Origin of the sequence: Alteromonas sp. MmMcT2-5 (assembly GCF_022348315.1) — a bacterium.
Classification (GTDB): Bacteria; Pseudomonadota; Gammaproteobacteria; order Enterobacterales; family Alteromonadaceae; genus Alteromonas; species Alteromonas macleodii.
This window is the reverse complement of sequence record NZ_JAKRFB010000030.1, coordinates 17,469-31,370: the sequence shown is the minus strand read 5'-3', so window position 1 is coordinate 31,370 and position 13,902 is coordinate 17,469. Positions and strand designations below refer to the sequence as shown.

Below are 13,902 nucleotides of genomic sequence, written 5' to 3'. Positions count from 1 at the left end.
TATGTCGTTAATACAGCTTAATGGCGTATCACGTCGCTACAAAACAGAAGGGTTTGAAGTCACCGCATTGGATAACGTTTCGTTATCAATCGATAAGGGTGAATTTGTCGCCATTATGGGGCAATCCGGGTCAGGAAAGTCGACCTTGATGAATATCCTAGGATGTTTAGACACCCCTTCAGAAGGGGAGTACCGTATCCACGGACAATCAGTGTCTTCGCTGAACCCAGACCAGCTTTCTGCTCTTCGCTTGAAAACGTTTGGTTTTGTTTTCCAGCGCTATCAGCTACTGTCGTCGCTAAACGCCACTGAAAACGTGGCGCTGCCAGCAATATACAGCGGTACGCCTAGCGAAGAGCGTACTCAAAAAGCGCAACAGTTGCTTGATAAACTTGGGCTTGCAAGCAGAAAAGAGCACAAGCCCGGAGAGCTTTCTGGTGGCCAACAACAGCGTGTCTCGGTAGCCCGCGCCTTAATTAACGGTGCAGAAGTAATATTAGCCGACGAGCCCACGGGGGCGCTTGACTCGGCCAGCGGAGAACAGTTACTGGCATTGCTTCGCGAGCTACACGCAGAAGGGGTGACTATTATTCTTATCACCCACGATAGTGCAGTTGCTGAACATGCCGACAGGCAAATACACTTGCTTGATGGGAAAATTGTAACAGATACTAAAACCGCTGCGCCTAGCACAAGTGAATCATTTGAAAAGAATGCGGCTTCAGTGCAGAACGCACATTCTCAAGAGCCTAAATCAGTACCGGCAATTAAACCTTTTCCAAGTATCTCACTTTCTTCAGCCCTATCTATGGCGTTCACTGCCCTTAGAATGAATTGGTTTAGAACCTTGCTCACACTCTTGGGAATTATTATTGGAGTAGCGGCAGTGGTGACCATGATGGCCATCGGTGAGGGAGGTAAACAGCAGGTACTAGAGCGCATTGAAACCATTGGCACGAACCTGATTTCGATTAGGCCGGGTGGACGAAACATGCGCTCATCCGGTGATATTGCATCGTTGACATTAGCCGATGCCACTGCATTGAAAAGTGTTCTGGGTGTGGCTTATGTCGCGCCGGAAAGAAGTGCAAGGGCAACCATCCGCTACAGCGAAAACGATTTTTCAGGACGTATTACAGGCACGACACCTGACTACTTTCATGCTAAAGACTGGGAAATGGCGCAGGGCGTGTTTTTCAGCGACGAAGACGTAACAAATTATGCACCTGTGGTGGTAATTGGAGATACGGTAGCAGAGACCCTGTTTGAAGATAAATATCGGGCAGTAGGCGAGTACATCTTGATGCAAAATGCCTTCTATCAGGTCGTAGGTGTACTTCATTCTAAGGGCGCCAGTGCAGGTGGTAACGATATGGATGACGAAGTGCTCATTCCGGTTACAACTGGCCGTTTGAAGGTATTTGGTCGGAATTACTTAAGCAGCATTACCATAAAGGCAGAAAGTACCGAAGTAGCCACTCAGGTAAAAGACGATGTGTTGGCACTGTTGGTAGAACGTCACGGACAAGAAGACGTGATGGTGCGTACCACAGAGTCTCTGGTAGAGGCGGTCACGGAAACGCAAGACACGTTAACTTGGCTCTTGGCGTCTGTTGCTGCCATATCTTTGTTTGTTGGCGGTATCGGTGTAATGAATATCATGCTGGTCAACGTATCTGAGCGCAAGAGGGAGATTGGACTACGCATCGCCACAGGCGCAAAACCTCGCGATATATTGCGCCAGTTCAATATCGAGGCATGGGTAGTGTGTATCTTGGGTGGTATCTTCGGCATTCTTCTGGGCTATTTTGTTGTCCTTATCGTAGCTTCATTCAGTGTGCCTGTCGCCTACACGCTAATGCCGCCCGTTTTGGCTTTTGTCACATCTCTCGCTGTAGGGCTCATTTTTGGTTATGCCCCTGCTCAAAAAGCATCAAAGCTTAATCCCATTGACGCGTTGGCAGAGGAGTAACGCCATGCATTCTTTTCTTTTTTCTGTGCCTCTTGCCGCTCGTTCATTACTGTGCGCGTTCTCTTGTATCGTGCTGACCGCAAGCTGCGCTTATTCACCTTCTACAACGTTGCCCGAAACTGACACGCAGGCGCTACAAAAAGCGAAGTCTGTGGACGCGACTAGTCAAATAACAACATCATGGTGGAAGGTGTTCGAGGTGGCTGAACTTGCGCCCGTTATGAAGTCGCTTGAAAGCCAAAATTTAACCCTTAATCAAGCCGAGCAGAGGGTGAAACGAGCGCAATTTCTGTTAGCACAAGTTAACGCAGGTGACGTTCCGACTATAACGGCGAGGACATCTGGACGCAGTGGAAGAGACCTAGATAGCGGCCGTTCAAGCCACTCTACCTCAGGTGGATTGGGGTTGAGTTATGACGCGGACATATGGGGTACACGAGATGCTCAGCAGCGCAGTCGTCAGTTAGGTATCGATACTGCACAGTATCAGTTTACCGATGCGCTGTTAGACACCCAGGCGTTGTTTATAAATACCCTTCTTGAGCAAATTTCACTGCAGTCGCGGCTGTCTATTGCGATGCAAAACGTTGAGATTAGCGAAGCGCTGCTAAATCTAGTTCAAATTCGCTTTGAAGAGGGGGATACCTCAGGTATTGAGGTTTCCCAGCAGCGCAATACCTTGATCATTGCTCAGTCGGAGGTGCTGCGACTGAGCAATAGTTTAACGCTTAATGAGCGGGCATTAGCGGTATTGTTAGGTAATGAATCTATGCAATTTAATACGCCTGAACAAAAAGCGCTGCTTTCCCTTTCGCTAACCGATTTTTCACTGCCCGAAGTGGCACCTATATTAAGCGCTGAGGTATTGAAGCAGCGTCCAGATGTTCAGTTAGCTATAGCGCAATTTAAGCAGGCTGATTTAGCGTTTTACGAAGCGTCAGTGGCAGGTCTTCCAGGCATGAGCTTAAGTGCAGATATTGGTGTGAGTGATCTTTTAGATTTAGCGCAAGGGTGGACCTTAGGCGCAGCAGTAAGCTCAGCAGCAACCCTGTTCGACGGGGGACGGTTAGAAGCTGCAGAGAAGGCGGCAAAAACGGATGTTGATTTGGCGATTTTACAGTATCAGCAGACGGTGCTTAGCGCGATAGAAGCGTTGTTAAACAGCCAAACTAACTTAGTATTCAATAAACAAAACTACCGCTACGCTTTAGCCTCGCTCGAGAACAATCAGCAGCTTTATCATCTTGCGGATATTCGCTACAAAGCTGGTGACACTGACTTTCTGAACTTGCTTAATGCTCAACGTAGCTTTTTCTCGGCTAGGCAATCTGTGATCAGTAGCTATCAAGCCGTACTCTCTTCTGTCATTGCCACCTACAGAGAAAGCGCAGGCGCCGACATCACTTCGTCATAGCTTTTAGATTTTCTCAAGCAGCAATACGAAAGCCCTGTGAACAGGGCTTTTTTGTGCATTAGGCTTCTTTTTTGAGGTCTCGACCAAGCAGAGCTAAGGCCGCCTCTTTAGGGGATTTTCCGTGATAAAGCACAGCATAAATTTGTTCACAAATAGGCATTTCTACGCCTACTTTCTTAGATAAAATGTGCACTTCTTCAGTGTTGCGATATCCCTCAACCACCTGTCCGATTTCGTCAATAGCAACATCGACACTCTTGCCTTGACCCAAAGCCAGCCCAAAGCGACGATTGCGCGATTGATTGTCGGTGCAAGTCAAAACTAAATCGCCAAGACCCGCCATACCCATAAAGGTTTCTGGATTTGCACCCAGCTTCACGCCCAAACGGGTAAGCTCTGCTAAACCTCGGGTGATCAGCGCCGTTCGCGCGTTTGCACCAAAACCAAGGCCATCGGCTAAGCCCGCGCCTATAGCGATAACGTTTTTAACCGCACCACCAAGCTGAACGCCAGTAAAGTCTGAGTTTTTGTATACTCTGAACGACTTTGCGCAATGCAGCTTTGCTGCAAATTCGTCACTCAGCGTATCGTCAGTGGAAGACAGCGAAATTGCAGTAGGTAAGCCTGCTACCATTTCTTTAGCAAAAGTAGGGCCTGATAACACGGCTAGGGGATAGTCGGTACCCAGTATTTCCTCTGCCACATCGCGAAGCAGACGGCCAGTTTTTGGCTCAAGTCCTTTGGTCGCCCAAATAATGCGTTGATGCGGTTTAAGCAATGGCTTTAAGCTTTGAAGCATAGCCGCAAATGCATGGCTAGGTACAACCACTAAAATATCTTGGCTGGCGGCTACCACTTCTTCTAAGTTGGCATTTACCACTAGGGCATCTGGAAATGTTGCGCCTGGAAGATAACGAGCGTTCTCTCGGTTCGCTTCCATTTCGGCAATGTGCTTTTCATCACGGCCCCAAAGCAGTGTGGGGTTGCCATTTCTGGCAAGACAAAAAGCAAGGGCGGTGCCGTAAGACCCCGCCCCTAATACTGAAACAGACTCTGAAACCGAATGCGACTTCATGTCCACGCCTTTCATGTTCACCTAATTAGGCGTCCATTTTTGGCGCTTCGCCCTGCGCTTGCTGTGCACGTTTTTGCACGTAAGCTGCAAAGATAGCGTCGAAGTTTACAGGCGCTAGGTTAAGTGGAGGGAATGTTCCACGGTTAACCAAGTTAGAAATGGTTTCACGCGCATATGGGAAAAGCATGTTCGGGCAGAACGAGCCCAGCGTGTGCGCTTTGTTTTGGTCTGGCATTTCGCCAATAGCGAAGATACCTGCTTGTTGCACTTCACAAAGGAATGCTGTTTCTTCACCAAGCGTTGCCGTAACGGTAACTGAAAGTACGACTTCAAATACATTTTCTTCTAGCTTGTTAGTGCTAGTGTCGATGTCTAGTTTAATTTCAGGCTTCCACTCTTTTGTGAAAATAGCTGGCGCGTTTGGAGACTCAAAAGAAATGTCTTTTGTGTAGATACGTTGAATATTGAACTGAGCACTCTGTTGCGCTTGTGCGCCCGCTGCTTCGCCGTTATTTGTCTGATTTTCGTCAGCCATGGTATTTCCTATTTAATTGTCGTTTTAATTTAATGTAGTGCGTTGCTGTATGCGCTGACGCTTTACGCCAAACCCAACATTGGATTTAGTTTGCTTTGTGCTTCCAAAGCCATCATATCGTCACAGCCACCAACGTGCTGATCGTCAATGAAAATTTGCGGAACAGTCCAGCCGCCGTTTGCGCGTTCAATCATCTCGTCGCGCAGTTCAGGCTTAACATCTATTGGGTATTCTATAAATTCTACACCTTTTTGCGTTAGCAATACTTTTGCACGGTGGCAGTAAGGACAGTGGCCCTTGGTGTAAAGTTCTACTTTGCTCATAAAGGTTACCTGTTATTTAGAAACGGGAAGGCTGGCACTTTGCCACGCGTTCATTCCGCCTTTTAATACACTCACATTCGCGAAGCCGTCTTTAAGCATCGCATTTGCTGTACCACGAGCCTGATTACCCATAGCGCATACTACGATAATGGGTTTGTCTTTACTGTTTTCAAGTTTCTTGAAGTTTTTCTCACGCAACTCTTCAGGTTTAATTTGTCTGGCACCCAAAATATGGCCAGCTTTAAACTCTTTCGCAGGGCGTGTATCTAGCACTATCGCATCGTCTTTATTCATCAAAACCGTTGCTTCGTGCGTGCTTAATTCTTTTACTGAAGATGTCCATGCACTGATATAGCTAAATATCAACATGGCAACCAGCGCAACCCAAATACCAGCAAGAATAAAGTTGTTGCTAGCAAATTCAATTAGTTGATCCATTACCTCTAACCCTGTCTACAGACCATGAAAAGAGTGCAAAGTATATAGAAAAATGGGCGAGAAACCAGCTTACCTTTCAGTATGATGAATGTCAGTCATAGCGGGTTTGCGCTAAATACTTTAGATGATTGATATTACGAACAAATTGCACTGGGCATATGGAGGAGCGTCAGATACACTGGAAAACGTTGTTAACAGCAACGATGAAACACATTAAGTCATCAATGAAAAAGTTAAGGTTCTAGGCGCACGTATGTCAGTACGATTATTTCTTTCAATCATTGGGTGCATAGTTGCCCTTGCAATTATGCCGATTGGAAGTAGTGCTATTGCACAAGAAGGCGGTGCGAATAGTCAAAAAGAAAAATTAGCTGAGTTACAGGCCGAATTGCGCGCTCGACAGCAAGTATTAGAGAACAATAGAGCCAGTGCACAGGAATTGGAAAATGTGCTGAAGGCCTCTGAACTCGAAATCGCTAAAGTGGCGAAAGCACTATCCAGCACCCGACAGTCACTTAAAAACATTGAGCAAGAACAAGCGAAGCTCGAAGAAGAACAAGAAGGGCTTAAAACGGCTATCCGTAAACAGCAGTCACTTTTATCGAGCCAGCTTAAAAGTGCATTTATGGCGGGGCATTACGACTATGCAAAAATGCTGTTTTACCAAGATGACGCGCGAACCTTCGAGCGTGTCATTACCTATTATCAATACGTGGCAAAAGCGCGCCAAAAAGAGATTGAGAGCTTTAGGGGCAATGTTGCTAGGCTTGAAGAAGTTAACGCAGAGCTTAGCGAAAAAGCCTTGTCACTTGCCGCTTTGAAAGATGAGCAAGAAGGTCAGCGAGCAGTACTTATAACCCGCCAAGACGATAGAAAAGCAACGCTTAAGAAAATAAACAAAACCATAGCCTCTGAAAACCAGCGTATTGCGTCGCTACAAGCTGATGAAAAAGCGCTGAAAGACGCTATTGAAGCTGCGCGGATTGCCGCAGAACGGGCTGCCCGTGAAGCCGAAGTGAGTATGGATGGACTTGCCAAATTAAAAGGTAAGCTGGCAGCGCCTGTAAAAGGCAGAATACGAAACTTATTCGGTAGTCGCCGCCAAGGGCAAGTGTCTTGGAAAGGCATTGTGATAGATGGTGCCGAGGGCGACCCTGTAAACAGCATTGCGCCTGGAAAAGTGTTGTACGCCGATTGGTTGCGCGGATTTGGTCTGGTCGCTATTGTCGATCATGGCGAAGGGTATATGAGTGTTTACGGTCACAACCAAGCGTTACTAAAGCAAGCTGGCGATGATGTCAGGCAAGGTGAACGCATAGCCCTTGTGGGCCGAAGTGGTGGTCAGGAATATCCTAACCTTTACTTTGAAATTCGTCATAAAGGCAAGGCGCTAAATCCAAGCTCTTGGCTAGACTAGGCAGGTTAATCCTAGATTGACAGACACTAAGTTGAAACTTAATCAGTTGTTGGTATTCTAGAAAAAACACAGCATTGTGTAGTGTGCGCTTAATAATAATGATGAAAAACGGATGTGACTTAGATGCTTTTGCGTCTGCTAATGCCTTGTATAATCTTTGTTTTATGCGGGCTAACTAGCCTTCAAGTAAAAGCAAAGTCAGACATAATTATAATATTAGATGACCTGGGATACAGGCCGTCCGATGTCGCTGCTTTTTCTCTCCCTAAAGAAATTACCTTTTCTATACTTCCGCAAACGCCGCTGGCTTCTAAAATTGCGCTCCGCGCTGAGCAAGAAGGCAGGGCCGTTATGCTGCATATGCCTATGCAGGCGCAAAGTGGAAAGGACATGGGGCCCCTTGGATTAACCACTGACATGTTCGCAGGTGCCATTACTTACAATTTGCGAAAGGCAATGAAGAGCGTGCCGAACGCGGTTGGTGTGAATAATCATATGGGAAGTGCGTTCACGGGGCAGCAAAAAGGAATGGAAGCGCTCTTAAAAGAGGTGAAGCGGCAAGGCTTATTTTTTGTGGATAGCCGAACCACGGTACTCACAAAAGGTGAAGAAATTGCGCAGCGGTTAGGTGTGCCTAGCGCAAGTAGACAGGTCTTTCTGGACCATAAGCTTGAGCCTGCATTCTTACTTAAGCAGTTCAACCACATGAAACGTATTGCTAAAAAGAATGGTCATGTTGTTGTGATTGGTCATCCCCACCCAGAAACCGTCGATTTCTTGAAAACTCATTTACCCTCACTTGAAAAAGAAGGTTTAACCCTTACCTCAGTAGCCGACTATTTTTCGCATGCACCAAAAGTGGCAAAGCAGTTTGGCAAAGAACGCAATCAAACGGCTTCGCTTAATAACGCCGATGTGAAGGATAGCAAGGTAAGCATGACCGAAGAAAATGCCTTACATAGCAGTGGGCTAATGCACAGCTCCGCAGAAAAAGGCGTTGCTGAGCGCTTAGGTACAGCGCCAAACGAATAGCTTTTTTTCCCCACTTTATACGTAGTTAGTTCATTTTCATCTCGTTAAGATCAAAATTTAATGTGGGAACGTTTCTCATTTCTGTGAGTCTGTTATAATATAACGTCTCTGGCGAATAGTTCGCGAACTCATTTTTTCACGGTGGTAATTAGGGTAATGACTCCAATTGACGAGAATCCAACAAAACTAGACAAACTTGGCATTTGGGTGTCGAGCTTGTGTGCGTTGCATTGCCTCGCGCTACCTGTTTTGGTGCCTCTGCTGCCGCTGATCGGTTCTAGCTTTTTTGCACAAGTGTGGTTCGAAAGAACGATATTAACCTTTTCGTTAATTGTAGGTGCAGTCGCCTTGGTTAGCGGTGCGATTCGCTATCATGGCAAATACTACCCGCTGGCACTGCTGTTTACGGGTGGAGCCATTTATTGGCACAAAGATATTTTTGGGCATCACTACGAACCCTTTACCATCGCGATAGGTGCAGCACTAATTGTAGCCGGCCACTGGGTGAATATGAGATTGTGTAGACAATGTAAGTGCTGCAAGAATACGGTGTTTTCAGACCACCTTTCAACTGAATTTAAGTAGTCGACCAAGCTGCATTTCAAGAAAAGCATTCCAAAAAAAACGAGCCAATGGCTCGTTTTTTTATAGTGTGAGTATGTATCAGATACGCGTTCTACAGACTTTTCGCATTGAAAAAGTAGGGGTTAATGCGACAACACACTAAGCGCTACATCGGGCACGTTAGTGAATATGCCCGTCACTCCCCACTCTTTAAGCATAAGCATGTCTCTCGGCTCATCTACGGTATAAACGAATACGTCAAATCCGTCTTGCTGCGCCGTTTGCACAAACTGCTTATCAACGGCGTCTAATGCAATGTTTACGGAATAAGCGTTCAGAGCCCGGGCGCTCGCCGTACAGTCAAGCTCGTAGCTTGCAGATAAGGCGCCGATCTTCACTTCGGGCCACTTAAGCGCAATAGCTTGAAGCCAGTGATGGTTAAAAGAAGAGATAAGTAGCTTATCAGCATTAATACCGCTTTGCTGTACCGCCGTTTTAACGTCTTTAACCCAGCTGTCTACGTCGCGTAAGTGTTTTATCTCAATATTGCACCACTTGTCTTTTGGAACACAATTCAGTGTTTCGGTCAGGGTCGGTATGCGCTCTCCATCCCCAATGTCCATTTCTGTAAGGGATTGCCACGGTACGTCAAGTAAATAGCCGGATTCCCGTGCTCTGCGCGTAAGTGTTCTATCGTGAAAAACAATAATGTCGCTTTCGTGCTGATAGGTATCAAACTCAATGCCATCGGCACGTTGTTCGAAAGCCAGTTTAAATGCCTTTACTGTGTTTTCTGGGGCGGCTTTACTGGCACCTCGGTGAGCAAAAATGAGCATAGACATTTCTTCCTTAAAGATCACAACACGGCTTAATCATCTTTTGCATTATGCAACTTATGCGTGTTGAGCGTTTCATAAACTGATGCTGACGTAATAAGAATTCCACCTAACAACGCACTTAAACCAGGTTTTTCGTTAAGCAGAATAATAGCAAGGAAAACGCCATAAAGAGGCTGCATGCAGGCTATGAGCGAAAACGTTTTTGCCCTAAGGTGACGTAGGCTCGCAGCAATAAGTGCATGAGGAAGCGCAGTAAATACGGTACCTAAAAGCAATAGCATTAGCCAAGAACTAGTAGACGCTGAGGTTATTGCTGCACTGCCTACCGGCAACATTAGAATACTGATAACCAAGGTCTGCCACGCCATGGCTTGCGCACCGCTGTAGTGCTTAAAGTGCTTACGATGAATAAGGTTTCTAAACGAATACAAGATGGCGGAAGCAATACCGATAAGAACGCCAAGGGTAATGTCATTTTCCAGTGATGTCTCTGGCACTATTAAATAAACGCCAACGACCACCGTAACGGTAGATACGATATCCTGCCAGACCAGCCTTACCCGCTCAAAGAAAGGCTCGATAAGTACCGTGATTACAGGAAAGGTAAAAAGGGCAATCATGCCAACAGACACCCCAGCATATTGCATGGCGGCAAAATAGGTGACCCAGTGCAATGCCATCAACACGCCTAAACCGAGGGCAACGCCGTAGTCTTTTTTTGAATTCAGCTTTATTTTGTTCTTCGCCAATTTCAAAAAGGCAAACAACGCTATGCAGGCAAATACTGAACGAACAAGAGTGATATCACTGGCGCTAAGTGGTACAAGCCGAGAGAAAAGGGCTGTACCACCAAGTAAAATTACCGTGAAATGAAGTGAGATCAGGCTTTTTTTAACAGCATCCATAAATTAGCTGTCAGCGCCCTCTGACGAAGCCTCGTTCTTTTCGTCACTGGCTGTTTCATCGCTAACGTGCTTATCTTTAGCCCTAGCCTGTGCGGTTGATTTAAGCGCCATAGGCTCACCAAGGCGTGTAACCATACCAGGGGCGAGGTCTTCAAAATCAATCATGTCTTTTTCGAAACACACCACAATGGTCGAACCTAGCTTGAAGCGGCCTAGCTCGGCACCTTTTTCAAGGAAAACTGCTGCTTCACTGTCTTTTTCATATGTCCAGTGCTGAACGTTTTTACCCGCAGGTGGCGTAACCGTGCCAGCCCAAACTGTCTCAATACTTGCCACTATGGTAGCGCCTACAAGCACCATTGCCATTTTGCCCACAGGCGTGTCGAATAGCGCGACAACACGTTCGTTACGTGCAAACAGACCTGGAATATTTTGTGCTGTAAGAGGATTTACCGAAAAAAGTTCGCCCGGCACATACAGCATATCAGTAAGCGTGCCCTCAACAGGCATGTGAATTCTGTGATAATCAGGAGGGGCAAGGTAAATGGTAGCAAACTTACCATTTTTAAATGGCGCAGCTACATCAGGCTTGCCACCTAATAATGTAGTTAGGCTAAAGTCATGGCCTTTCGCCTGAAAAATACTGTCGCTATGGATATCGCCAAACTGACTTACCGTACCGTCAACAGCATGGATAAGTACGTCATCGTTTTCGTCAATGGTGCGGGCTTCAGGTTTAAGCGGGCGGGTGAAGAACTTATTAAAGCTTCTATAATGCTCTGGTTCCTCATGCAGCGCTTCTGACATATCAACGTTGTATTGCTTAATAAACGCCTTGATGAAAAATGTCGTAACGCTACCCATTTCTGCTTCTGCAAGTTTGCCTACAAGGCGTGAAAGCAGGTGCTTTGGTGTAACGTATTGTAAATTAACTTTAAGCCAATCTAACACAAAATATCTCCGTTTCTTTTATGCAAGCAATAACGCATTGCATAGATAGCGTTATTGTATAGTAAGTCGTGGTATTAAGAGCAACTTTAGGGTTATGAGTGCTTACACAAAAGCATAAGCACGTGGTTCACACCAAAAGAATAAATCGCCGAGTTAGTGACGGCTATTACGCGTAAGTAGTGCGTGTACTTCTTCGGTCGCTCCAACGAGTTTAGCGCTCCAGTGAGGTTGAAACCTAGTGGCAGTTGTTATGCCCCGGGAGGCTGGCTGTGACTAGGGCGCTGCTCTTCCATGGTGGTTAATATTCTATGGTAGCTGTCGAAGCGTTCTGCGCTAATTTTTCCTTCTTCTACAGCTTCTCTTAGTAAGCACCCCGGATCATTTAAGTGCTTGCAGTCTCTGAATTTGCAGCCGCCCAAATAATCTCTGAACTCAATAAAGCCCCATGTAATACGTTCGGTAGGAATGTGCCACAAGCCAAATTCACGTACCCCGGGAGAGTCAATCAAATCACCGCCGGCTGGCAAGTGAAGCAATTTGGCCGCCGTCGTTGTATGTTGACCTAGTCCCGAGTTATCTGAAATATCGCCGGTTAATTCATCGGCGTCTGGCAGAACTTGGTTTATAAGGCTCGATTTGCCAACGCCGGACTGCCCTACGAAAACGCTGATGTTATCATTAAGGTATTCATTGAGTTTGCTAATGCCTTCACCGGTTTTACAACTGGTAAACAGCACTTCGTAGCCTAAATTTTCGTACGTTTTAAGCTGCTCTGTAACGGTTGCGCGTTCCTCTTCACTGAGCAGCTCTACTTTATTAAGAACGATAAGCGGCGTGATACCAATGTCTTCACAGGCAACGAGATAACGGTCGATAATATTCAGTGAAAGGGTGGGTAAAATAGCGCTAACCACTATAATACGGTCGATATTCGCGGCGATGGGTTTAATACCGTCGTAATAATCTGGGCGAGTCAGGACAGAGTGCCTGTCTTTTACAATTTCAATAACCCCACTTACACCTGACTCAGCGTCATCCCCTTTACTGAAAAACACCTTGTCACCACACACTACAGAGTCTACCGTGCGGCGAATGTGGCAGCGAGATACTGCGCCGTTTGCGTCTTCAACGTCGGCGTGTTTACCAAAGCGACCAATTACCGTACCGCTTTCTAGCGTGCTTTCATCAAGGTTCGCCGCGCCCTTTGATGCGTGCTTTTCACGCAAGCGTTTGCTTCTGTTAGCTGCAACTTGTCGTTTTTGTCGTTGTGTAAGTTTTGGTTTTTTCGCCACGATTCTTTTCTAGTTTCACGTATACTATGGTCAATAATACCGTTTGTAGGGCATGGTTGCCATGTCTGTAGCGCAAAGAGGAAAGTAATGAGTAAACACGACAGTAACCTTGTTTGGATAGACATGGAAATGACAGGGTTAGATCCTGAAACCTGTGTAGTAATGGAAATTGCGACCATTGTTACCGATGCACAACTAAACATATTGGCTGAAGGCCCCGTAATAGCGGTACATCAAAGTGATGACGTGCTAAACAATATGGACGAGTGGTGTACACGAGTTCATGGAGAAAGTGGGCTAACTGCACGTTGCCGAGAAAGTAAAATAAGTGTTGAAGAAGCATCAGCGCAAACTATTGCCTTTTTAGAGCAATGGGTAGATGCAGGCAAGTCACCGCTATGTGGAAACACCATAGGGCAAGACAGACGCTTCATGGTTAAGTACATGCCCGAGCTTGAAGCTTACTTCCATTATAGAAATATTGATGTAAGTACAATAAAAGAACTAACGCGCCGCTGGAAGCCTGAAATTTTAGACGGTTTCGAAAAGAAAGGCGTACACCAGGCGTTAGATGATATTCGCGAGTCTATTGAAGAAATGCGTTATTATCGTGAGAAAGTGTTTACGATTTAAGCATTCAAACATTGAGGTGCAAAAAAAGTAGAATTAAAGGTTGCGTTACCCCAAAATTTTTGTAAAATGCGCACCACTTCAAACGAAGTACCTCTTTTGTTGCGGGAATAGCTCAGTTGGTAGAGCACGACCTTGCCAAGGTCGGGGTCGCGAGTTCGAATCTCGTTTCCCGCTCCAAATTTTAATCTAGGTCTCTAGATTGCCTATAAGATGCACAGCATCGACTCTATGCGGGAATAGCTCAGTTGGTAGAGCACGACCTTGCCAAGGTCGGGGTCGCGAGTTCGAATCTCGTTTCCCGCTCCAAATTTTTATACTCCTACTTTTATAACAGCCAGTGAGGTTGAATCTATGCGCCCCCTTTATGGGCCCGCGACCGAGTGTCGGCCATTGCTTCACAACGAGAACAAATCTGTTTCTCGCTCCAAATTCACTTGTATCGAACGGTGTTCCTCTAAGCTTTCCTTTCCCACAAAACCCTGCACTGATTCTGGGTATAAATTCGATTTTTC

The 13,902-nt window shown here is 46.1% G+C and carries 14 protein-coding genes and 2 tRNA genes; 8 read left to right on the top strand and 8 right to left on the bottom strand.

Translation table 11 applies throughout. The features are described 5' to 3' along the window. Nucleotide 1 precedes the first annotated feature (1 nt). Both MHN09_RS13480 and MHN09_RS13475 read left to right on the top strand, forming a co-directional pair. Nucleotides 2-1,972, top strand: a complete 1,971-nt coding sequence (locus MHN09_RS13480) for a MacB family efflux pump subunit (protein WP_239241065.1) — start codon at nt 2-4, stop codon at nt 1,970-1,972. 4 nt (nt 1,973-1,976) lie between these two features. After that, entirely contained in the window at nt 1,977-3,386 is a 1,410-nt protein-coding gene (locus MHN09_RS13475) for a TolC family protein (protein ID WP_239241064.1), read from the top strand. 58 nt (nt 3,387-3,444) lie between these two features. Here MHN09_RS13475 and gpsA read toward each other — a convergent pair whose 3' ends face one another. The 4 genes from gpsA to MHN09_RS13455 all read right to left on the bottom strand — a co-directional run bounded on the left by gpsA (nt 3,445) and on the right by MHN09_RS13455 (nt 5,757). Next, nucleotides 3,445-4,476, bottom strand: a complete 1,032-nt coding sequence (gpsA, locus tag MHN09_RS13470; RefSeq protein ID WP_014975504.1) for an NAD(P)H-dependent glycerol-3-phosphate dehydrogenase — start codon at nt 4,474-4,476, stop codon at nt 3,445-3,447. A gap of 10 nt (nt 4,477-4,486) precedes the next feature. Beyond that, nucleotides 4,487-4,996 carry a protein-export chaperone SecB gene (gene secB / locus MHN09_RS13465; protein WP_014948068.1) on the bottom strand — a complete coding sequence of 170 codons (510 nt, stop codon included), beginning with the start codon at nt 4,994-4,996 and terminating at the stop codon, nt 4,487-4,489. Nucleotides 4,997-5,058: 62 nt separating this feature from the next. Then, a complete protein-coding gene (gene grxC / locus MHN09_RS13460) occupies nt 5,059-5,319 on the bottom strand; it encodes a glutaredoxin 3 (protein WP_168533854.1) in 261 nt (86 codons plus the stop codon). Nucleotides 5,320-5,331: 12 nt separating this feature from the next. Then, complete coding sequence (locus MHN09_RS13455; protein ID WP_168533852.1) at nt 5,332-5,757, bottom strand: rhodanese-like domain-containing protein; 426 nt, start codon at nt 5,755-5,757, stop codon at nt 5,332-5,334. Nucleotides 5,758-6,010: 253 nt separating this feature from the next. Here MHN09_RS13455 and MHN09_RS13450 point away from each other — a divergent pair, with 253 nt between their 5' ends. The 3 genes from MHN09_RS13450 (at nt 6,011) to MHN09_RS13440 (ending at nt 8,791) form a co-directional block, all read left to right on the top strand. Continuing rightward, complete coding sequence (locus MHN09_RS13450) at nt 6,011-7,174, top strand: peptidoglycan DD-metalloendopeptidase family protein (protein WP_039225056.1); 1,164 nt, start codon at nt 6,011-6,013, stop codon at nt 7,172-7,174. Between the two features lie 123 nt (nt 7,175-7,297). Next, complete coding sequence (locus tag MHN09_RS13445) at nt 7,298-8,206, top strand: divergent polysaccharide deacetylase family protein (RefSeq protein WP_168533850.1); 909 nt, start codon at nt 7,298-7,300, stop codon at nt 8,204-8,206. Nucleotides 8,207-8,362: 156 nt separating this feature from the next. Continuing rightward, a complete protein-coding gene (locus MHN09_RS13440; protein ID WP_014948073.1) occupies nt 8,363-8,791 on the top strand; it encodes a MerC domain-containing protein in 429 nt (142 codons plus the stop codon). A gap of 122 nt (nt 8,792-8,913) precedes the next feature. On the opposite strand, the gene MHN09_RS13435 is transcribed toward MHN09_RS13440, so the two are convergent. The 4 genes from MHN09_RS13435 to rsgA form a co-directional block, all read right to left on the bottom strand. After that, nucleotides 8,914-9,606 carry a glycerophosphodiester phosphodiesterase gene (locus tag MHN09_RS13435; RefSeq protein ID WP_342339960.1) on the bottom strand — a complete coding sequence of 231 codons (693 nt, stop codon included), beginning with the start codon at nt 9,604-9,606 and terminating at the stop codon, nt 8,914-8,916. Nucleotides 9,607-9,638: 32 nt separating this feature from the next. Next, nucleotides 9,639-10,514, bottom strand: a complete 876-nt coding sequence (locus tag MHN09_RS13430) for a DMT family transporter (RefSeq protein ID WP_014948075.1) — start codon at nt 10,512-10,514, stop codon at nt 9,639-9,641. Nucleotides 10,515-10,517: 3 nt separating this feature from the next. Further along, nucleotides 10,518-11,465: an archaetidylserine decarboxylase gene (gene asd, locus MHN09_RS13425; protein WP_239241062.1), complete on the bottom strand. Its 948-nt coding sequence runs from the start codon at nt 11,463-11,465 to the stop codon at nt 10,518-10,520. A gap of 248 nt (nt 11,466-11,713) precedes the next feature. Beyond that, nucleotides 11,714-12,757, bottom strand: a complete 1,044-nt coding sequence (rsgA, locus tag MHN09_RS13420; protein WP_039225052.1) for a small ribosomal subunit biogenesis GTPase RsgA — start codon at nt 12,755-12,757, stop codon at nt 11,714-11,716. Between the two features lie 87 nt (nt 12,758-12,844). On the opposite strand from rsgA, the gene orn reads away from it, so the two are divergent. The 3 genes from orn to MHN09_RS13405 all read left to right on the top strand — a co-directional run bounded on the left by orn (nt 12,845) and on the right by MHN09_RS13405 (nt 13,696). Then, entirely contained in the window at nt 12,845-13,390 is a 546-nt protein-coding gene (orn, locus tag MHN09_RS13415; protein WP_239241060.1) for an oligoribonuclease, read from the top strand. A 101-nt stretch (nt 13,391-13,491) separates the two neighbouring features. Then, nucleotides 13,492-13,567 (top strand) — tRNA-Gly (locus MHN09_RS13410). 53 nt (nt 13,568-13,620) lie between these two features. Further along, nucleotides 13,621-13,696 (top strand) — tRNA-Gly (locus tag MHN09_RS13405). The last annotated feature ends 206 nt before the right edge of the window (nt 13,697-13,902 follow it).